This is a genomic window from Pseudomonas fluorescens Q2-87 (genome assembly GCF_000281895.1).
GTDB lineage: Bacteria > Pseudomonadota > Gammaproteobacteria > Pseudomonadales > Pseudomonadaceae > Aquipseudomonas > Aquipseudomonas fluorescens_S.
Genome location: NZ_CM001558.1, coordinates 3,057,710 through 3,077,259, shown reverse-complemented (window position 1 = coordinate 3,077,259; position 19,550 = coordinate 3,057,710). Strand labels below are relative to the sequence as shown.

17 protein-coding genes are annotated in these 19,550 nt (G+C 59.7%); 5 read left to right on the top strand and 12 right to left on the bottom strand.

The window, feature by feature from the left end; genetic code table 11:
* Window positions 1-13: 13 nt before the first annotated feature.
* Window positions 14-472, bottom strand: a complete 459-nt coding sequence (locus PFLQ2_RS14090; RefSeq protein ID WP_033046021.1) for a DUF6484 domain-containing protein — start codon at window positions 470-472, stop codon at window positions 14-16.
* 16 nt (window positions 473-488) lie between these two features.
* Window positions 489-2,714, bottom strand: a complete 2,226-nt coding sequence (locus tag PFLQ2_RS14095) for a type VI secretion system Vgr family protein (RefSeq protein WP_003181751.1) — start codon at window positions 2,712-2,714, stop codon at window positions 489-491.
* 254 nt (window positions 2,715-2,968) lie between these two features.
* Between PFLQ2_RS14095 and PFLQ2_RS14100 the strand changes: the two genes are divergently transcribed.
* Entirely contained in the window at window positions 2,969-4,042 is a 1,074-nt protein-coding gene (locus PFLQ2_RS14100; protein WP_003181749.1) for a LirA/MavJ family T4SS effector, read from the top strand.
* A gap of 44 nt (window positions 4,043-4,086) precedes the next feature.
* On the opposite strand, the gene PFLQ2_RS14105 is transcribed toward PFLQ2_RS14100, so the two are convergent.
* The 8 genes from PFLQ2_RS14105 to argH all read right to left on the bottom strand — a co-directional run bounded on the left by PFLQ2_RS14105 (window position 4,087) and on the right by argH (window position 12,541).
* A complete protein-coding gene (locus PFLQ2_RS14105) occupies window positions 4,087-5,268 on the bottom strand; it encodes an MFS transporter (protein ID WP_003181747.1) in 1,182 nt (393 codons plus the stop codon).
* Between the two features lie 55 nt (window positions 5,269-5,323).
* On the bottom strand, window positions 5,324-6,661 hold the full coding sequence (locus tag PFLQ2_RS14110; RefSeq protein WP_003181745.1) for an MmgE/PrpD family protein: 1,338 nt from the start codon (window positions 6,659-6,661) through the stop codon (window positions 5,324-5,326).
* A gap of 32 nt (window positions 6,662-6,693) precedes the next feature.
* A complete protein-coding gene (locus PFLQ2_RS14115; protein WP_003181743.1) occupies window positions 6,694-7,581 on the bottom strand; it encodes a polysaccharide deacetylase family protein in 888 nt (295 codons plus the stop codon).
* Window positions 7,574-8,422, bottom strand: a complete 849-nt coding sequence (locus PFLQ2_RS14120) for a polysaccharide deacetylase family protein (RefSeq protein WP_192814264.1) — start codon at window positions 8,420-8,422, stop codon at window positions 7,574-7,576. Before PFLQ2_RS14120 ends, PFLQ2_RS14115 begins: the two co-directional genes overlap by 8 nt.
* Window positions 8,423-8,539: 117 nt before the next feature.
* A complete protein-coding gene (locus PFLQ2_RS14125; RefSeq protein ID WP_003181740.1) occupies window positions 8,540-9,364 on the bottom strand; it encodes an ABC transporter substrate-binding protein in 825 nt (274 codons plus the stop codon).
* Window positions 9,365-9,402: 38 nt separating this feature from the next.
* Window positions 9,403-10,167, bottom strand: coding sequence for an amino acid ABC transporter ATP-binding protein (locus PFLQ2_RS14130; protein WP_003181738.1), 765 nt, complete (start codon window positions 10,165-10,167; stop codon window positions 9,403-9,405).
* 10 nt (window positions 10,168-10,177) lie between these two features.
* Window positions 10,178-11,056 (bottom strand): amino acid ABC transporter permease, encoded by an 879-nt coding sequence (locus tag PFLQ2_RS14135; RefSeq protein WP_003181736.1) that lies wholly within the window; start codon window positions 11,054-11,056, stop codon window positions 10,178-10,180.
* Between the two features lie 57 nt (window positions 11,057-11,113).
* The gene (gene argH, locus PFLQ2_RS14140) at window positions 11,114-12,541 is read right to left on the bottom strand and encodes an argininosuccinate lyase (protein WP_003181735.1); all 1,428 of its coding nucleotides are present in this window, start codon (window positions 12,539-12,541) and stop codon (window positions 11,114-11,116) included.
* A gap of 316 nt (window positions 12,542-12,857) precedes the next feature.
* Between argH and PFLQ2_RS14145 the strand changes: the two genes are divergently transcribed.
* From PFLQ2_RS14145 to PFLQ2_RS14160, 4 genes are all read left to right on the top strand, one after another.
* Window positions 12,858-13,823 (top strand): LysR family transcriptional regulator, encoded by a 966-nt coding sequence (locus PFLQ2_RS14145; RefSeq protein WP_003181733.1) that lies wholly within the window; start codon window positions 12,858-12,860, stop codon window positions 13,821-13,823.
* Between the two features lie 46 nt (window positions 13,824-13,869).
* Complete coding sequence (locus PFLQ2_RS14150) at window positions 13,870-15,243, top strand: sigma-54 interaction domain-containing protein (RefSeq protein ID WP_003181731.1); 1,374 nt, start codon at window positions 13,870-13,872, stop codon at window positions 15,241-15,243.
* 183 nt (window positions 15,244-15,426) lie between these two features.
* Window positions 15,427-16,575 carry an iron-containing alcohol dehydrogenase gene (locus PFLQ2_RS14155; RefSeq protein ID WP_003181729.1) on the top strand — a complete coding sequence of 383 codons (1,149 nt, stop codon included), beginning with the start codon at window positions 15,427-15,429 and terminating at the stop codon, window positions 16,573-16,575.
* Between the two features lie 72 nt (window positions 16,576-16,647).
* Entirely contained in the window at window positions 16,648-18,090 is a 1,443-nt protein-coding gene (locus PFLQ2_RS14160) for a hypothetical protein (RefSeq protein WP_003181727.1), read from the top strand.
* A gap of 57 nt (window positions 18,091-18,147) precedes the next feature.
* On the opposite strand, the gene PFLQ2_RS28345 is transcribed toward PFLQ2_RS14160, so the two are convergent.
* On the bottom strand, window positions 18,148-18,774 hold the full coding sequence (locus PFLQ2_RS28345) for a hypothetical protein (protein ID WP_003181724.1): 627 nt from the start codon (window positions 18,772-18,774) through the stop codon (window positions 18,148-18,150).
* Entirely contained in the window at window positions 18,774-19,430 is a 657-nt protein-coding gene (locus PFLQ2_RS27775; protein ID WP_003181723.1) for a hypothetical protein, read from the bottom strand. Before PFLQ2_RS27775 ends, PFLQ2_RS28345 begins: the two co-directional genes overlap by 1 nt.
* Window positions 19,431-19,550 lie beyond the last annotated feature (120 nt).

The following is a 19,550-nucleotide window of genomic DNA, read 5'->3' as shown; positions in this document are numbered from 1 at the left end:
GATCGACTACCTTCTAGTTTATCTGCACCGAACCGCCCTTGATGCGGTTCACGCCGGATGATCGACTCGACAGGTAGGCCCCTCGGATGAGTATCTTGCCTTCACGCGTGAGGGTGATGCTGGCCTTGCCGCAGCGCAGGACGATTTCCAGCTCGGCAGTAAATTCCAAGCGCTCGCCGTCCAGGTGGGCGACGGCAGGCGGCGCGGTTTCCGGCAGACGCTGGATGCGCCCGATCACCAGCGGCCGGGCCACATCGCCGGCCTCGAACATCAGGGCGACCTGGGCACCGATGTCTTCGCGGGTGAGCGGGGTGGTGGTGCGCGCGGCGAGGCCTGAGTCAACGGGGCAGCCGGGAAAGGCCACCACCGGGGCGTCCGCCTTGGGCACGTCCAGCAACACGCCAATCACGACGCCCTCCACGCGCGCCGGCGTGGCGGCGGAGGCGACGGGGAGGTGATATTCAACGGTCATAGCGCCTACTCCCTGGCTAGTTCTGCAGAATCTTCTGGCCTTTGACGACCACGTTCCGGTCGGCCTTGATCTTGATGGCGCCTGAGCCGTCGATGGTGATGTTCTTGCCGCTGATCATGATCGTGCCGTCCTTCTTCATGGTGATGCTGGCTGCGCCCGTGGTCAGGGTGATGGAGTCGCCGGCCGTGAGGGAAAAATGCTTGCCGACGTCCAGGCTGTCGTTCTGCTTGATGCCAGTGGTGCGGTTCTGGGCAACGTCGCGGGATTCGTTCTGGCCGATCTGGGTGCTCTGGTTGCCGTTGATCTCGATGCCTTCGTTGCCCTGGACCGTTTCGTTACGGTTGCCGCTGATGCCGATGGTCTCGTTGCCGCCTACGTCCTCGGTCCGGTTGCTGGCAATGCTGATTTTTTCGTTGGCACCGACCTTTTCCGTGCGGTCCGCGCCGATGGTGATGGTCTCGTTGCTGCCCACGCTCTCGGTGCGATTCGCGCCGATGGTGATTTTCTCGTTGCTGCCAACATCCTCGGTACGGTTCACGCCGATGGAGATGGTTTCGTTATTGCCGACCTTTTCCTTGCGATCCACACCGATGGTGATGGTTTCGTTGTTATCGACGGTTTCGGTCCGGTCGTGTTTGACGTGCACGGTTTCATCGTTATCGATGGTCTTGCGGCGGTCATGGCCGACCCAGTGGGTCTCGTCGTTCTCGACCTCGATGTCCTGGTTCTTCTCGGCGTGGATAAACAGTTGCTCGGCGCCTTTCTTGTCCTCCATGCGGATTTCATTGAAGTTGGCCGGTGAGCCGCCCTTGCTTGAACGGCTTTTCACGCCGCTTTGGGTGGCATTGGCGGGCAACCCATAGGGCACGGTCTGCTCGGCGTTGTAGACACGGCCGGTGATGATCGGCCGATCCGGATCGCCTTCAAGGAAGCTGACAATCACTTCCTGACCGATCCGCGGGAGCTGCACGGAGCCCCAGTTCTTGCCGGCCCAGGCCTGTGAGACGCGAATCCAGCAGGAGCTGTTTTCGTTGGACTGGTCGTGGCGGTCCCAGTGGAAATGCACTTTGACCCGGCCGTACTGGTCGGTCCAGATCTCCTCGCCACTGGGGCCCACCACCACGGCGGTCTGCGGCCCACGGACAATCGGCATGGGCGTCAGCGGGAGAGGGCGGAAGGCCTGGTTGGCGTCCATGCAGTCCAGTTCGCTGATGAACTGCTCGCCCAGGTCCGGCTGCCCGCTTTCATAGGGATCCTGGCGGATCTGATAGCGTGCGACCACCACCAGGTATTCACGATTCTGGTCCTCACGGTCGTAGCCCGTCAGATTGAATAAATGGCCGGAGCCCAGCCCTCGGGCGCGGCCACGCAACTGCACCCGCTCGAACTGGCTGTGAATGGCTTCCATGCGAGTACGCGCATAGTGCTCGCCATCGTTGCTCTGTACGTATTCACCCGGGTAGTCGTAGAGCGGATGGTCGCTGTTGCTGTGGTTGCGCAGCACGTTGGAGCGCACCTCAAGGCTGGCGCGCGGGCGCTGGAAGTCATAGTCGTTGAGGGCCAGTGAGCCGGGCTGGACTTCGCGCGCCAGTTGCCAATCGTAGAAGTGATCGCGCTCACGCATTTGCCGATCCGGCGGGTAGAACGGCACCGAGGCGTAATCTGCCACCGTGGAATGGGCGCCGTAGGCGTCGGCCAGCACCAGTACATGGCGGGAGTTTTCGTGGCGAAAGTAGTAATAGATGCCTTCCTGCTCCATCAACCGACTGATGAAGTCAAAGCTGGTTTCGCGGTATTGCACGCAGTACTCCCACTCGCGATAACTGCCGCTGAGGCTGTCTTCGAAGTCGGAATAGCCCAGGTCGCGGAACACCTGCTTGATGATGTCCGGCACGGTTTTGTTCTGGAAAATACGGCAATCGGAAGTGCGCGTGAGCAGCCAGAACCACGGCCGCAGGCTGACGCGGTAACCGGCGAACTGGCCGTGGCCGGTCAGCTGCCGGCAACTGCAGACAATGCCGTGGAAGTAGCGCTTGCCACCGTCATACAGCTCCAGGGTCAGGCCCATCGGTTTGCCCAGCAACTGGTCGAAGGTGATCGCCCGGTCTTCGGAGGTGAGGTCCACTTCATAGTGGAACAACCGCCCCAATTCTTCGCTGCCTTCCAGGCTCTTTAGCAGCAGGACATTGTCGCCGAGGGGGCTGTCGACTTGCACCAGGCGGTGGTTTTGGGTGATTTCCATATCGCCTCGTCATTCACACCCGTCAGCGCTTACGGATGGAAGAATGCGTTTCCATGGATAACATCTGCCGTTATCTGGAGACGCTATTCGACCAAGGGAACAGCGCTGAATTGTGTTTCAAGATAGGCGACAGGAAGACGTTGCTTAGGCTTCTTAGCTATAGGTTTTATTGCGAAAAAAAATAAAACAACTGGATCACGGCTACCAAGGAGCGAGCAGCGCTGTGTTCCGGGACTAGGCTGAAGAGGTCATCCATGGAGGAAAACGCGATGCCCGCTCAGAGCGAAGCCAGTGTAGCTTTGGACTTAACCAATAACTTTTCCCAAGCGTTTCAGAATAGTGCCTACTTCCAGGACTTCTGCGATGTGGGGGCGTTTCTGTCAGCAGAAGAAAATTGCAGGGGCGCACTGGCGTATCTGGAGCACCAGTTATTTCTATTGTTCTCTGAACGGATAATGGCTGCCCAGGCAGCTCTACGCTCCAGCGGCGTCACCATCACGCCAGACACGGTGTTGAATCTATTCAATCATCTGAGCGGCATGAGAAAAAAATGGAAGAAAGGCACACCCAATGAATTCCATAGGCTTGCCGAAGTGGCAAAGGAAACCACCGGCAAGCTGCTGACGACGGTGTTGTCCCGCTGGGAGGCCGATAACGGCTTCGATGTCGACAAGGAATTCTTTTCAAGTAAGCACTTACCGGCAGACTTGCTGGTCGGTAACGTCTTGTCGTTGTTCAACGCTCAACTGGCATCGGGACGCCCCTTCAAGGATCTCGGTGCCGGTCCTTGGCACGGTGAGCATACTCACAGAATCCAGTGGTACCTGATTGGCATTGGCTTGAAGCTCGGCCCCAAGGCCGGCGCCATGTTCAAGGATGTCAAACGGTGGATCAGCCGCCAGACCATTCAGTCTATCGACCAGTCCAACACGGTGAGGCGGTACCTCTGGGAGTATTTGTTCGATCGAGAGGGCGATCCATCGAATGCCGCAGCGGTGGCGTTCAGATGCACGGACAAACTCGACTTCCGTGCACCCAGCAATTTGAACAGGTTTCTAATGGATGCTGCGCAGCGCGAGGCTTACCCCCTGTTGAACTGGTCTTTGAATTACCGGCTCGAGAAGCGCACGAACGAGGGCGTGGGGATTGAATATGCAGCTTCCAAGGTTTCCAATTGGAATCTCGGAAAAGTCGTGGATGCCTCCGAACGAGGGTTCAGCGGGACCGACGATTCCCGATTACTCAAGGCCTTCAACAGTGGCTTGTTCATTCGCAGGGGGCATCTCATCAATGGGGTGCAATGGCAGCAGTGGCCTGATGATCTTTAGGTTGGATTGCTGCCGCCAATGAGCCGCGGAAGATCTTCAGCGGGCTAATGTTTCTGCCCCAGCGCCACCCGCCGCCCGGCCATAAAGCACAGCGTCCCACCCATCGCTGTCAGCAGGGCAAGGGCATAAAACATCGTCGGCGCCGGGGTATGCAGGAGCAGAAAACCGCAGATTACCGGGCTCAACGCGCCGCCGAGTGCGGCCAGGTTTTGCGCGCCGTAGTAGCTGCCGCGCAAGTCTTCCGGGGCGAGGGTGTCGACGAACAGGAACTCGGCCGGATAGATGATCATTTCACCCAAGGTAAAAATGAACATCGCCACACACCAGCTCAACAAGCTATTGGCCAAGCTGAAACCGATCAAGCCCAGGATGAACAGACCGGTGCCGCCGGCAATCCAATAGCGCAACTGCTCGCGCTTGAGGAAGCGGCCGATCTGGTATTGCAGCAGGATCACGCTGATGGCGTTGCAGGCGAGCAGGGCGGCCATGGTTTGCAGGGCGCGCTTGGAATCATTCGTCACCAGCAGGTACTGCGACAGGTACAAGGTAAATCGCCCATGGACCACCGTGCTGAACAGGCAGCCGCAAGTGAACATGATCAGGGTGCGGTCGTTCTTGAGGGTGGTCAGGGTCTTCAGGAAACTCGGTGGTGGGCCTATGACTGGGACCTGTGCGGCGTCTTTTGGAATGGCGCTCATCAGGAAAATGCTCATGAACGCGATGCCGCCAGCAATCAGAAAGGGCGCTGTCGGATAGACCCCGGCGATCACCACGCCGAGCATCGGGCCGGTGGCGTAGCCGATGTTGGTCAAGGTATAACGCAGGGAAAACGCCTTGGCCCGCTGGCCCATGGGCAGTTGTTCGCTGAGGATGGCCTTGGAGCCGATCAGGAATAACGCCGAAGCGGTTTCGGTGACGACCAGGATCGCGGTGGTCAGGTAGAGGTTTTCGGCGAAGGTCAGCAGGACGAAGCCGATGGCGCTGGAAAGCATCGCCAGGATCAGCAACTGGCGCTTGTCCAGCCGGTCGATGACGTAGCCGCCATAGAGCGCGAGCAACGTGGCGATGAACACGGCGATGCCCAGCAACAGGCCGACGTCCTGTTGGTTGAGGCCGAGTTTGTTGCTCAAGAACAGCGTCAGCAGAGGACTGGTGATAGCGCGACTGACCACAATGGTCAGCGAGCAGATCATCAATCGGCGTATCACGAGGGAGTAGGTGGCCACGTGGGGCAAATGTCCTTATTAGATTCTGTAGGGTCCTGTACCGGCAACGCCATGTTCACGCCAGCCATTGATACAGCGTCGCCGCCGATTCCAAGGTTTCGACCTGTCGCAGCTGGGCCAGCAACACCTGGGCCTGGCGCTGGTTAAGTGCCCGACCGGCCAGACTGAGGAATTTCTCCTCCAGCGCCGCTTCGCTCAGCGGATTGCCTGGCGCGCCCAACGGAACGTCTACGCACAGGCTTGCCGACCGACCGTCCAGGGTCCGCACGGTCACGATGGGCTCGCCATCCTGCGACAGCGCCGGATCGACTTCAAGGCGAATGCGCGGAACCCAGTGCGCAATCCGAGGATCGCTGCGTGATGCATCGTCATAGGCGTCCAATCGGCAGTGCCCCAGCACAAGCCGCGCGGCGAGGGCGTAGCGCAGGCTCATCTGCGCCGCCGCCAGGCTGGCGACATCCTGCCCGCCACACATGTCCCGAAGCAACCCACACAGCGTTACCTGGATGTCCTCTAGCTGCCCGGCGCCCACCTGCAACTGCGCGAGTAGCAGCCCCAGGGCGTCGATTGCCGAATGGGTGCCACGGCACGCCGCGTAGGGCTTGATCGAACAGCGGGCGAGTTTCCAGACGCGGCCCAGGTCCGCATCCAGCGCCTCGGGAACAGCAGTCTCGGCAGCCAGGGTTTTGAGAAATCCGCCCCAGACGTCATCGAACAAGTGGCTCGGTCCGGTGATGCCGCACTGGGCGAATCGAGCGGCGAGCAAGCCGCCCTCGGCAGCCCGGCCGCTGTGGAGCTTTTTACTGTGGGAGCCGTCGTGGATGAAGGCCCACAGCCCACCACTGAAACTGCCCGCGATGCCGAGGGCAGACAGGGTCTGGGCGGCGTCCAGGCCGAGCAACCGCGCGCTGGCGGCGGCTGCGCCAAACACTCCGCAGGTGGCCGTGGAGTGCCAACCGGCGCCGTTGTGCGCCGAATAACCGCCGCAGGCTTCCAGCACGCGGCGGCCGATTTCGTAGCCAATCACCACGGCGGTGATGAACTCGCGGCCGTCCACGGCTCTGCCCGCCATCGACACCGCCGCCATCACGGCCGGCAGCACCACGGCGCCGGAATGATCGCAACCGCCGGTGTCGTCCAGCTCCAGGGCATGGGCGGAGATGCCGTTGAGCATCGCTGCCTGGGCGGTGCTGGTGCGTAAAGGGGTGCCCCACACCGGCGTATCACCTGGTTCATCGCGAAACACCGCTTGTGCCTGTTTCGCCACCTCGCTGCCAGCCCCGGCGAGGGCCGCGCCAAACGTGTCGAGGATGTGGCGCTTGGCCTGGGTCACCAGCGCCACGGGCAAATCGTCGAACCGGGTTTGCACACAGAACTGCGCCAGGCGTTCCATGGCGCTGAGACGTTGGCAGGCGCGTATATCGCTCATACGCCGTGATTCCGGTAATGGCGCTCATACACCGCCGCTGGATGGTCATCGGCCACGGCAATCGCCGAATCCGCCCACCATTGCGCGACGTCATCCGCCGTGGCGAGCCACACGTCCGAATGCTGCCGGATGCCTTCCAGCAATTCGCGCAGCAGCCCGATGCGCCCCGGCGTGGCGATGATTTCCGGGTGCAACCGCAATACATAACAGAGGCCGAATCGGTGGAACCCAGCGAAGTCCATCTGAAGGTTGCCCAGGGTATGACCATAGGAGGCGATCCGCGATTGTCCCGGCGGGACCGCCGGGCTGAGGTTGAAGGCGAAGTAGGGTTCGTCTTCCAGCTCATAGTGCAGGGGCAATTCGATCACCTCCGGCGCTGTCGGGTGTGCGAACGGCAGGTCATCGCCACGCCAGGACGAGGACCATCGGATCCCCTGTTCGTACAGCGCCTGGACGAATCCGGGCGCGCCATTGCCGGCGGGAATCCGGAAACCTGTCGGGCGCTTGCCGGTGAGCTGGGCCAGGGCTTCGCAGCCCTTGGCGACGTCGGCGCTTTGCTCGACGAGCGTGAGGTGGTCGTAGTTCTGATGGCGATAACCGGCGCAGGCGATCTCATGCCCACCGGCCTGGATCGCCCGGATGTGCCCGGGATTTTCTTCACCGACGATGCCAGGAACGCACCAGGTACTGGGTACGCCCAGCTCGGCGAGTAGATCGAGCAGCCGTTCTACGCCCCGTTGACTGCCGTATCGCCAGACTGACAAGGTCTTGTCCCGACCGGCCACTTCCGGGGCCTGGGTGAGGATGCCATGGATGTCGTTGTAGTCGACGGTCACGACCACCGCGCAACGATAGCCGTCGGGCCAAATGCGAGTATCAGCCATGATGATGCTCCTTGAGCCACCAATGGGCGACGTCGCGGCAGGTGGCGAACCACACGTCATTGCGCTGGCGCATGTGTTCGAAGAGTTTTTCCAGCAACAGGATGCGGCCCGGTTTGCCGGTGATCTTGGGGTGGAAGAGGGTGGTCAGGCACAAGCCTTCGTCCATGGCGCCGTCGTATTCGCGGCACCAGTTGTCCAGGGTCAGTTCGTAACTGGCGGTACGGTCCAGTCCCGAAGGGAAGTCTGGGCTGCGGGTATAGGCGAGGGAGGCGTAGTCGTCCATTTCCCAGCGGCCGGGGATTTCCACCAAAGGGGTGTCCTGGCCCGGGACGTCCACCAGATAGGGACGGTCATCGCCGCGCATGCTGCTGGAATAGATCACGCCGGCTTCCGCCAGCATGGCCGGGGTCTCGGCGCGCCAGTCGCCGGACGGCGTGCGAAAGCCTTCGGCGGTGATGTTCAGGTACTTGCTGAACACCTCGCGAGACTTGCTCATCACGGTCTTCTGTTCATCTAGCGTCAAGGCGTAAAAGGATTCGTGCTTGTAGCCGTGGTACGCCACCTCATGCCCGCGTTCGACGATTGCCTGGCATTGCCTGGGCCAGTTTTCCACGACCCAGGCCGGGATGAAAAACGTCGTCGGGATCTTGAAGGCGTCGAGCAGGTCCAGCAGGCGCGGCAGTGCGCGATAGGGGCCATAGCCACCGAAGCCAAAGTACTCGGGCTTGTGCCAGATCGAGCCGTTGAGCATCGCATCGCCGGTCGGACCGTCCAGGTCGAAGGCCAAGGCCAGGCAGGCTTTATGCTGGTCGGGCCAGGCGGGTTTAAGCGAGGACATCAGTAGCGCTCCACTCATTTCTCATGGAATCACCAACCCTGTGGGAGCGGGCCCGTCTCGAGGTCAATGCCGTCCGGCACGGCCCTTCGCGAGCAAGGTCGCTCCCACAGTGGATGGGTTCTATTTGCCGGCGTTGACGGTCACGGTCTTGATCGCACCGAGTTCCAATTCCCATTTCTTCAGGATGGTTTGGTAGCTGCCGTCATCGATCATGCTTTGCAGCGCGACTTTGACAGCCTCGCTCAGCTCGGGCTTTTTCTTGCTCACGCCCAGGCCGGTGAGTTGCACGGAAATCGGCTGGCCCACGGTCTTGTACATGTCCTTTTCCTGGGTCTTGAGATAGGACAAGGTTTCGCTGCCCTGCATGGCCGCGTCGATACGGCTCTGACGCAGTTGCGCCCGGGCGTCCGCCGAACCTTCGGTGCCGATCACGACGATGGCCGGTTTGCCGGCCGCTTCACAGGTGGCCTTGCTGAACTCGGCGATTTCCGCCGGGAAAGTGGTACGGCGGCTGGTACCGACTTTCTTGCCGCACAGGTCGATGGCTTCGTTGATGTCCTTGTTCTTCTGCAAGGTGTAGAACTGCGGACCGCTGGTGAAGTAATCGACGAAGGTCACGCTGGCCTGGCGCTCGGCGGTGTCGGTCATGCCCGACAGCACCATGTCCACCCGATCGGTGGTCAGTGCGTTGATCATCTGTTCGAAGCCGGTTTCCTGCCATTTGATCTTCACGCCCAGGCGTTCGGCCAAGGCGTTGCCAAGGTCATAATCCAGGCCGGTCAGGGTGTTGGTGGCCGGGTCCTTGAAATCCATCGGTGGGTAGTTCGGCATGATCGCGACGACGATCTCGCCCTTGTCCTTGATGCTCGCGGGCAATTGGGCGGCGAAGCTGACGCTGCAAGCCATGAGGCTGGCGAGTACTGCTGGGATGACGAAGTTCTTCATGGTCGTTCTCTTTTGAGTGTTGTGGCGCCAAGCGGCGCTTAGGTTCGAACGGCAGAAATGAAGCTTTGGGTGCGTGGATTTTGAGGACTTATAAGTATTTCTTCGGGGCTTCCAGCCTCCACGATCTGCCCGCCGTCCATGAACACCATGCGGTTGGAAACCTCGCGAGCGAAGCCCAGTTCATGGGTGACGACGATCATGGTCATGCCGGTCTGCGCCAGATCGCGCATCACCGACAGCACCTCACCGACCAGTTCCGGGTCGAGTGCCGAAGTGGGTTCATCGAACAGCATCAGCTTGGGCCGCATGGCCAATGCACGGGCGATCGCCACCCGTTGCTGCTGGCCACCCGAAAGTTCGATCGGGTAGCTGTTGCGTTTGTCGGCCAGGCCGACCCGGGCCAGCAATTCCAATGCTTCTTCGTGCGCTTCCTTGGGCGAGCGCTTGAGCACTTGGCAGGGGCCTTCGATGATGTTTTGCAGCACGGTCATGTGCGGGAAAAGGTTGAACCGCTGGAACACCATGCCAGTGGCCAGGCGTTGCCGGGCGATCTGCGCCTCGTTGAGCTCGTGGAGTTTGTTGCCAACCACGCGGTAGCCCACCAGCTCGCCATCGACCCAGAGCCCGCCCTTGTCGATCTTCTCCAACTGGTTGACGCAGCGCAGCAAGGTGCTCTTGCCCGAGCCGGACGGGCCGATGATGCACAGCACTTCGCCTTGCTCGACTTCGACGTTGATGTCCTTGAGCGCGTGGTACTGGTCGTAATATTTGTTCAGGCTCACAGCCTTGACGATGCTTCTCATGTCGCTTTCCTCAAGAACGCTTGCCGGCGCCGCGGGCGAAACGACGCTCCAGGCGGCTTTGTCCAAAGGACAGAACCGTGACCGTGGCCAGGTACCAGATACCGGCGACGATCAGCAATTCCATGACCCTGGCGTTGGCGTAGTAGATGTTCTGGGCGTTGTAGAGCAGTTCCGAGTACTGGATGACACTCGCCAGGGACGTCATCTTCACCATGCCGATGAACTCGTTACCCACCGGCGGAATGATGATCCGCATGGCCTGCGGCAGGATGATCCGACGCAACGCTTGCAGGCGCGGCATGCCGATGGACTTGGCCGCTTCGTACTGGCCGGTGTCCACGGATAACAGGCCGGCGCGCACCACTTCGGCGGTGTAGGCGCCCTGGTTGATGCTCAAGCCGAGCAGGGCGGCCACGAAGGGTGTCATCAGGCTGACGGTGTCCACTTCGATCAGGCCGGGAATGCCGATGGTGGGGAAAATCAGCGCCAGGTTGAACCACAACAGCAGTTGCAGGATCAGCGGCGTGCCGCGGAACAGCCAGGTGTAGGTCAACGCTACGTAGCGCAGGATCGGGTTGGCGGACATGCGCATGATCGCGGTGATCACCCCGAACACGATCCCCAGCGCCATCGCCAGCACGGCCATGACGATAGTATTGAACAACCCCCACAGAATGGCCTGGGATGTGAGGAACTGGCCGATGTACGACCATTCGATCTTGCCTTCAGCGAAGGCCCGCGCCAGGCCCAGCAGGGCGACGACGATCACCGAGGCGAAGAAGATCCGCCCGTAGTAGCGCCGTGGCACATGCTGGTACTGCGTTATGTCGAACTGGTTTTCCGCCAGCTTGCGTTCCGCCTGGAGTTGTTCTGCCTGAGTCTGGCTCATGTTGGTGCTCCTGAAACTGGTCTTTGCGGTGAGGCACAATCGCTGCGGGAGCAGGCGTCAAAGGCGCAGGCCCTGATAGTTTTCGGTCCATGCCTGCTGGGCGGCGAGGGCGGTTTTCAAGCGCCCGATCTGCTCGCGCACCTGCTGCGGCGCGGTACCGCCCCGGCCACTGCGGGCGGCAATGGCCGCTTCCAGGGTCAGGCAATCGCGTACCTCGGGCGTCAGGCGCGGATCGATCTCGGCCAGCAGCGCTGGGGATGCGTCCCATAATTCGATGTCGTGTTTCTCACACGCCTGTACCAGCGCGCCGGTGATTTCGTGGGCTTGCTTGAAGGGCACGCCGCGCATGGCCAGCCAGTCGGCGACTTCGGTCGCCAAGGTGAAACCCAGTGGCGCCTGACGCAGTAGCTCGGCAACGTTGACCTGCATGGTCGCGACCATCCCGGCCATGGCCGGCAACACCAGCAGAAGCGTGTCGACGCTGTCGAGTACGCCGTTCTTGTCTTCGCTCAAGTCGCGGTTGTAGGACAGCGGCAGGGATTTGAGGGTGGACAGCAGGCCGGTCAGGTTGCCGATCAAGCGGCCAGCCTTGCCGCGAGCCAGCTCGGCAATGTCCGGGTTCTTCTTCTGCGGCATGATCGAGCTGCCGGTGGCGTAGGCATCGTCCAGGCTGACCCAGCGAAATTGCCGCGACGACCACAGGCAGAACTCTTCAGCGAGGCGGGAAATGTTGATACCGAGCATGCTGGCGATGAACAGGAACTCCGCGACGTGGTCACGACTGGCCACCGCATCGATGGAGTTTTCGCACACGCCGCTGTAGCCCATTTCCTTGGCCGATTGCTCGGGCAGGCGAGCGATGGCGGAACCGGCCATGGCCGCTGCACCCAGCGGCGACAGCGAGGTTCGAGCATCCCAATCAACCAGACGCTGAACGTCGCGCAGCATCGCTTGGGCATGGGCCAGCAGATGATGGGCGAAGACAATCGGCTGCGCCTGCTGCAGGTGGGTGAAGCCGGGGCAGATGCTTTCGATGTGTTGCTCGGCCTGGGCCACCAGCGCCTGTTGCAAGGCGAGCACTTCGACAGCCAGGGTGCGGACGTGATCCCGCAGGAACAGGCGCAGGTCGTTGGCAGTCTGGTCGTTGCGCGAGCGACCGGCGCGCAGCTTGCCGCCCAAGGCGCCGAGGCGCTCGGTCAGCAGGCGCTCGATGAACGTGTGGACGTCTTCGTCGTCGAGGGTCGGGGCAATGCTGCCGGCGCGGAAGTCGGCGCCGATCTGATCCAGGGCGGCAAGCATGGTCCGGGTTTCTTCTTCGCTGAGCAGCCCGGCGCGTTGCAGCTCCCCGGCATGGGCGCGGGACCCGGCGAGGTCGTAAGGGGTCAGGCGAAAATAGTGTTCCGGGCAACGCGACAGGGCTGCCAGGGCATCGGACGGGCCGCTTTTGAAGCGCGCACCCCAGAGACGGTCGGTGGTTTGGGACATTGTTGTTTTCCTCATCGGTGAAGCGAACTCGAAACGTTCGGTCTGGCCCGAAACATTCACCCTGGACGGAGAAAATCCGCCAGGCGTGACGCGGCTTAATTATTCATCGAGGGCAGGGGACAAGCGCAGTTTCGAAGCGGAAAGGGCTGATCGAAGTGTCAGCTTTTAATAGCGGGAAATCAGTGACTTGGCCGCCAGATACAAAAATTATTAGCGGTTGCCAAGCTTGGTTTTCTGTGGTCATTATTATTAGCCAGCGTTGTTTTTGTTGTTGGGCACAGAGTGTTGAATAGGGCGCCAGAGGTAAATAAGCATTATGGAAACCCCACTTTCCAATTCCGGAAACCCGCCGCCTAAACCGCCTCACCGGGCACCGTTGGCGCTCAGCGGCCTGGACTTCAAACTGCTCAAAGTGTTCAAGGCGGTGGTCGAGGCGGGAGGTTTCAGCGCCGCCCAGAATGAACTCAACGTGGGTTTGGCAGCGATCAGCAAACAGATCTCGGACCTTGAAATTCGCATCGGCATGCGCCTGTGCACGCGAGGCCGCGAGGGCTTTCACCTGACCGAAGAGGGCAGGTTGGTCTATCAGGCGTCGATCGATCTTTTTGCGTCTGTCGACAACTTTCGGGACCGGCTTAGTTCCGCGCAAAACGAACTTGTTGGGGACTTGGGCGTAGGCGTCATTGACAATACGATAAGTGACCCTCATTCACCGCTAGTTGCCGCGCTTAGAACGATCAACGAAGAGTCACCGAAAGTAAGGCTGCAACTTCAGGCGTCCCAGCTAGATGAGGTGGAGCGCGGGGTAGTTGAAGGTCGATTAGTGGCCGGAATCGTGCCGGTTTATCAGCAGCGTGAAGAGTTTGATTACTATGCCTTGTATGAAGAACGCTCACTGGTTTATTGCGCCCTGGGGCACCCGCTATTCGAGACGCCGGATGCGCAAATCGATAGCCAGGTGCTCAAGGAACATGAGTGCGTCAACCACCGCTACGCGATCCACCGCGACAAACTGAATTTCGCCCGTTACGACGGCTTTTCCGCCTCGGCGACCCAGGTGGAAGCGGTCGCGTTATTGGTCAAGACTGGCCGTTTCGTGGGCTTTCTCCCGCAACACTATGCCGCCGGCCTGGTCGAGCAAGGACAGTTGCGAGCCATACGCCCGGACCTGTTCAATATCGTTACCCCGTTCAATCTGATCCTGCGACACAACACCGTCCGCAGTCCGCTGGTCAAGGCGTTTGCCCGGGCGCTTGGGGTGGATTTGAAAGCACCGGCATGAGCACACGTTTACACTTAACGACTCTGAACTTCGAAGGAACGCCCCGGTGAACGTCAACGACGCCAGTTTTGAAGAACTGCTCAACGCATTGCATGACGGCGTCTACATCACGGATGGCGACGGCAAGACCTTGAAGGTCAATCAAGCCTATGAGCGCCTGACTGGACTCAGCGGTGCTGTGCTCATCGGCCGATCCATGCAGGAGTTGGTGAAGGAGGGCGTCATCTCGCAATCGGCCACACTGCGCGTATTACAGGGAGGTCGGCCGGTGTCGGTGATGCAGAGCCTGAGCCAGGGCAAGAAATTGCTGGTCAGCGCCACGCCGATTCTCGACGTAAATAAGCGGATTTCGTACGTCGTCAGTACCGTGCGGGACATGACTGAACTGCTGCGCATGAAACATGAGCGCGATGAGTTGCAACAGCTTAAACAGCTGCGCAACAGCACCGCCAAGCTGCATGCCGGTCAGCAAGACAATCTGTTGCGCTCTCCGCTTATGGCCGACCAGGAGGTTTCCGGCCGAGTCTTCTCGTTGGCCCGACAGGTTGCCGCAAGCTCGGTGAAGGTTTTGCTTCAAGGAGAGACCGGTGTCGGGAAAACCCTCGTCGCGCAGTACATCCATAACGCCAGTCCACGCGCCAATGAACCCTTCCTTGCGCTGAACTGCGGTGCCTTACCCGAGAATCTGATCGAAGCCGAGCTGTTTGGCTATGCCCCTGGCGCGTTCACCGGCGCAGGCCGCAAAGGCAAGCGTGGCCTGCTGGAACTGGCGCACAACGGAACGTTGTTTCTCGATGAAATTGGTGATTTGCCGCTGCCAGTACAGGTCAAGTTACTCAAGGTCATTGAAGAAAACCGCTTCATTCCTGTCGGCGGCCTGGAGCTGAAGGAGGTCGATGTGCGCATCATCAGCGCCACTCACCATGACCTCAAGCAACTGGTGGCAGAAGGTCGTTTCAGGGCTGACCTGTATTACCGGCTCAACGTCGTGCCGATCAGTATCCCGGCACTGCGCGAGCGCAGTGAGGAGGTCGCACCGCTGCTGCATTACTACCTCGACAGATTTAATACCCGTTATGAACGCCAGGTCCAATGGAGCCTCGAAGCGCTGGACCTGATGTGCGAATACGCTTGGCCCGGCAACATCCGCGAGCTGATCAATGTCGTCGAACGGCTGGTGGTGACCAATCAGACCGGGACTATCGAGGCGTTGGATATGCCTGAGGAGATCCTCGACCTCAACTCACTGAACTCCAATGAGGCCCACTTACCCCTGCGCAAGGTCTTGGAAAATGCCGAGCGCAGTGCGATTCGCGCCGCACTGCGCGAACACAAGACCACGCGCCTTGCCGCCAAGGCGTTGGGGGTGAGTCAGGCAACCGTGGTGCAGAAAATGAAACGCTGGGAACATACCGATTAGGTTTTCAATCAAGCCCCTGCATACCGATCAGAAAACTAATCGGGACTGAGCGGTAAAAAACCCTCCTGTGTTCGTTCCAATCACGTGAAGGCCCACGGCGTGGGGCTTTGCGGGATTTGGCACGGCTTTCGCTATCTCCTATGGCACGTCTTCCAATAAAACAACATCAACTGGACGAGCCTGATGAACACCTCTGCATTCAAAATCGCAAACAAACTGATCACTGGACAAGGCGCTATCGAGCAGCTTTCGGCTGAACTGACTCGCCTCGATGTGCAGAATCCATTGATCGTCACCGACGTCATTCTGTTGAAATCCGGCACTGTTGACCTGGCACTGGCGCAATTAGGTGATCGCCCTTACGGCATTTTCGACCAGGTCAAACCGGAGCCTGAAGTGGCCATCGTCGAGGACTGCACCCGCGCCTATCGCGAGGGCGGCCACGACGGGTTGATTGCTGTGGGCGGCGGCAGCGCCATCGACATCGCCAAGGGTGTCGCGGCGTATGCCAGTCATGCAGGTCCGCTGAGCGAACTGTTCGGTGTCGATCTGGTGAAACGCAAAGGCCCTGCGTTGATTGCTATCCCGACGACCGCCGGCACAGGTTCGGAGGTTACCAACGTAGCGATTTTCTCCGACAAGCAAGCGCAACTGAAGAAAGGCATCGTCAGTGACTATCTCTTGCCCGACGTGGCGCTGGTCAGTCCGACCATGACGCTGACCTGTCCACGCAGTGTGACCGCGGCCAGTGGTGTCGATGCGCTGGTGCATGCGGTCGAGTCCTACCTTTCAGTCAACGCCTCGCTGATCACCGATGCTATCGCGCTGGGCGCCATCAAGCTGATCGCCAAGGCGCTGCCGAAGGCTTATGCCAATCCTACCAACCTGCAAGCGCGGGAGGAGATGGCCACCGGCAGCCTGATGGCCGGCATGGCGTTTGGCAACGCAGGGGTAGGCGCGGTGCATGCGCTGGCGTACCCATTGGGTGGGCGTTTCAATATTGCTCACGGCGTCAGCAACGCCTTGTTGTTGCCGTACGTGATGGAGTGGAACAAGACGGCCTGCGTCGAACGCTTGCGTGATATCGCCGAAGCCATGGGCGTGCGCGTCGCGAACCTGAGCGACAAGGATGCGGCGGATCAAGCCGTTAAAGCCATGGCGGATCTATGTGTGGCCGTGGATATCCCATCCGGCTTACGCAGCTTCAACGTGCCGGAGGATGCCATCCCAGCGATGGCTGAAGAGGCCAGCAAGATCGACCGCTTGATGCGCAACAACCCGCGCCAGCTGACCGCCGCCGATATCGAGAAGATCTACCGCGCAGCCTATTGATCTCCACACGCCACGACGCCGTTCAGCCGGCGCGCGCCCGCCCATACAAAACCAATAAAACAGGTGAACTCAATGTCTGACACTCCTGCGCAGCGGAGCGAAAGCCCGTACATCCCGATGGGACCGTTCAAGGTCCGGTTGCCCTTTGTTCATTACAAAATCGAAGTCCCGGACTATCTCCAAGGCTTGCTGATGTGTGCCGTGGACCTGGCCGCGATTCCGCTGATGACCGAACTGCTTGGCATGCCCTTTGAGGTCGCACTTGCCGTGGTCATGCTAAACGGCTTGCTTTACCTGGCGCACCATTTACTCGGTGACCCCACCGTGCCTGGCTGGATCACGCCGGCGGTGCCATTGTTGATGGCTTACTGCGCGCAGTACCCAATGGGCCCGGAGCGTGTCCACGCCTTGATTGCCTTCCAGTTGATGTTGGGGATTTTTTCAATCGCCTTGGGGGCGACCGGAATGGCGAAGAGGGTGGTGGAGTATGTTCCCTCGGCGATCAAATCCGGGATTATCGTCGGCGCCGGCTTGAGTGCGGTGATCGCGGTGTTCCAGGTCGGCGGCAAATTCAATGTGCTGCCCTGGACCATTTCCATTGCAGTTGGCATCGCCTTTTATTTGATCTTTTCCCAGCACTTCAACGAACTCAAGCAGCGCAACCGCTTCTGGTGGAATTTCGCCAAGCTCGGCATCTTGCCGATCGTTCTGTTGGCGGTGGTGATTGCACCATTGTTTGGTGAAGCCCCATGGCCAACCATTCAATGGGGCATCAGCAAACCGGACTTTGCCGGACTTTGGAACAACTACACTGTGTTCGGCCTGGGTATGCCTCCGTTGTCCATGTTTATCTCGGCACTACCGACCATGCTGGCGGCGTACATCATTGTCTTCGGCGATGTGCTCAGTGCGAAATCGCTCCTCGATGAGGCAGAAACTGTCCGCACCGATGAAATCGTCGACTACAACGCCGATCGCGCTCACCTGATCTTCGGCGCGCGTAATGCGTTCATGAGTATCGTTGGCCCGGATGTCGCCATGTGCGGCCCCAAATGGGCGGCGATGCTGGTGGTGGTGATCGAACGCTTCAAAGGTGGACCGAAGGCGATGAAGTCGATTATCGGCGGCGTCGGATCGTTCCGCTGGGGCACCAACAGCGGTTTGCTGCTGTTGCCGGTGGTGACGCTGGTACAGCCGATTCTCGGTGTTGCCCTGTCGCTGACGTTGCTGATCCAGGGTTATGTCAGCGTGCGCCTGGGCATCCTTGAGGCTCGCAGCCAGCGCGACCTGGGTATCGCCGGCGTGATCGGTGCGGTACTGGCAATCAAAGGCGCGAGCTGGGCATTCGGGATTGGCGTTGTGTTGTGCCTGCTGATCTACGGCAAGAATTTCTTCAAGGGGGAGGTGGATGGGACGTTTGCCAAGGATCTGAAGGTTGCGGGCACCAAGCCCGCCAAAGGGACCGAATCGGTAATGGCTATCAAGCGGGACGCAGCAGCGACTGTGGCGGACTGATAAGCCTGATTCCGGGGTGGTTCAGGGCGTACCGTTACTTGTCATAGCGGGGAGTGATCAGTCATTCCCCCAATCCAAGGGCCCCATCCGATCTCCGATCAATCCCTTTAACCATGTCGCGTGATATTCCATCTCGGTAACCGGTATATCCAAGCCCAGGCAACACCTTGAGGGCTCATCTGCCGGCCCCTTGAAGCCCAGCCTATATTGCCCGGAGCGGCCGTAAAAGGACGTTACGTAGGGGGTCACCCAAAGGATATCGCTAAATGGAACCTGCACCTGGACAGGTGCCTGGTGACGACGCGTCTGGGTAAAGGTGAGTTGCTGCCTGGACTCGTCGAAGTTGAAGGTCATCACCGGTCCTTCGACAATGGGCAAGCCGATTATGACGCCACTCAACAAAATAACGACGAACAACACTGCCAGATAAGGTGTTTCAGTAATGCTTTGCAGGTAGTTCGCCATGAAGTCCCCGGTCGTCTCACTCAGGACCCCCGGCAGCGCCGCGATTGCCCAGACCGCGAAAATAAAAAGGGACGTAAAGAGAAAGACCAAGGCCAGGTTTTCCGCTGGTGGCGGTTCTTTATCGTAGTGCCAGTACGATGGATGCACAGGTGTCGCGCTGCCATTTGCAGGTGTAGCGGCTGCGTCTGGGTGCACTTGAGTTTCTTGTTCAGGGCTCATCACGTATCCAGCCAGCAAATATCGCTCATCCGCTCGCCGATCAGCCCCTTCAACCAAGCAATGTGAAACTCCATTTCCGTGACCGGGAAATCCCGGCCCAAGTGGCACTTCAGAGATTTGCCCTTGGGCCCGACAAAGCCGAGCTGAAAATGTCCGGAACGCCCGTAACTGGACAAGACGTAAGCCGATATCCAAAGGATATCGCTGAAAGGTACCTGCCTTTCGATGGCTTTCCCCAGCCGGCGTGTCTGGGTAAAAGTGAGTTGCTGCCTGGCTTCGTCGAAACTGAAGGCGGTCACTGCCGGACTGGAAATGCCAAAGCTCAGCATGACCGCCGCCATCAATGCCGTACCGATCAGAGGAAGGAGGAAGGTGGGTTCTGTGAAGGTTTGCGCGTAAGTAAGCGGTAAACCCTTGACTGCCTCCACCAGGGTAATCAGCAGCAGTGCAAGCCCATAAAAGGGCAAGAGGAACAACAGCACGGCAAAAAAACCAAAGCCACCGGAGAGAAACGCGAAGGTGCCCCGCGGGTAAACATGCGCGCTGTGCTGCTCATCGACGTAATGCCAGAACGGCGGATGCGCCAGCGTGGCGCTGGCCATTGCGGTTTGGGGGGATTCGATCAGACGTACCGGATTCTTTTGTTTGCGCTTCATGCGTCAGGGTCTGGCGGAGGCGTGCGGAAGTTGTTCGCGATCATGGGCGCGACTATATAGGATCACGTGAGGCTGATCAGACTATTTATGCTATACCTCGTCGACCTTGGCGAGGCGCAC

Coding starts and splice junctions, on each gene's coding strand:
- PFLQ2_RS14090 (WP_033046021.1), bottom strand. CDS start 472: ATGACCGTTGAATATCACCTCCCCGTCGCCTCCGCCGCCACGCCGGCG.
- PFLQ2_RS14095 (WP_003181751.1), bottom strand. CDS start 2,714: ATGGAAATCACCCAAAACCACCGCCTGGTGCAAGTCGACAGCCCCCTC.
- PFLQ2_RS14100 (WP_003181749.1), top strand. CDS start 2,969: ATGGAGGAAAACGCGATGCCCGCTCAGAGCGAAGCCAGTGTAGCTTTG.
- PFLQ2_RS14110 (WP_003181745.1), bottom strand. CDS start 6,661: ATGGAACGCCTGGCGCAGTTCTGTGTGCAAACCCGGTTCGACGATTTG.
- PFLQ2_RS14115 (WP_003181743.1), bottom strand. CDS start 7,581: ATGGCTGATACTCGCATTTGGCCCGACGGCTATCGTTGCGCGGTGGTC.
- PFLQ2_RS14125 (WP_003181740.1), bottom strand. CDS start 9,364: ATGAAGAACTTCGTCATCCCAGCAGTACTCGCCAGCCTCATGGCTTGC.
- PFLQ2_RS14130 (WP_003181738.1), bottom strand. CDS start 10,167: ATGAGAAGCATCGTCAAGGCTGTGAGCCTGAACAAATATTACGACCAG.
- PFLQ2_RS14135 (WP_003181736.1), bottom strand. CDS start 11,056: ATGAGCCAGACTCAGGCAGAACAACTCCAGGCGGAACGCAAGCTGGCG.
- argH (WP_003181735.1), bottom strand. CDS start 12,541: ATGTCCCAAACCACCGACCGTCTCTGGGGTGCGCGCTTCAAAAGCGGC.
- PFLQ2_RS14145 (WP_003181733.1), top strand. CDS start 12,858: ATGGAAACCCCACTTTCCAATTCCGGAAACCCGCCGCCTAAACCGCCT.
- PFLQ2_RS14155 (WP_003181729.1), top strand. CDS start 15,427: ATGAACACCTCTGCATTCAAAATCGCAAACAAACTGATCACTGGACAA.
- PFLQ2_RS14160 (WP_003181727.1), top strand. CDS start 16,648: ATGTCTGACACTCCTGCGCAGCGGAGCGAAAGCCCGTACATCCCGATG.
- PFLQ2_RS28345 (WP_003181724.1), bottom strand. CDS start 18,774: ATGAGCCCTGAACAAGAAACTCAAGTGCACCCAGACGCAGCCGCTACA.
- PFLQ2_RS27775 (WP_003181723.1), bottom strand. CDS start 19,430: ATGAAGCGCAAACAAAAGAATCCGGTACGTCTGATCGAATCCCCCCAA.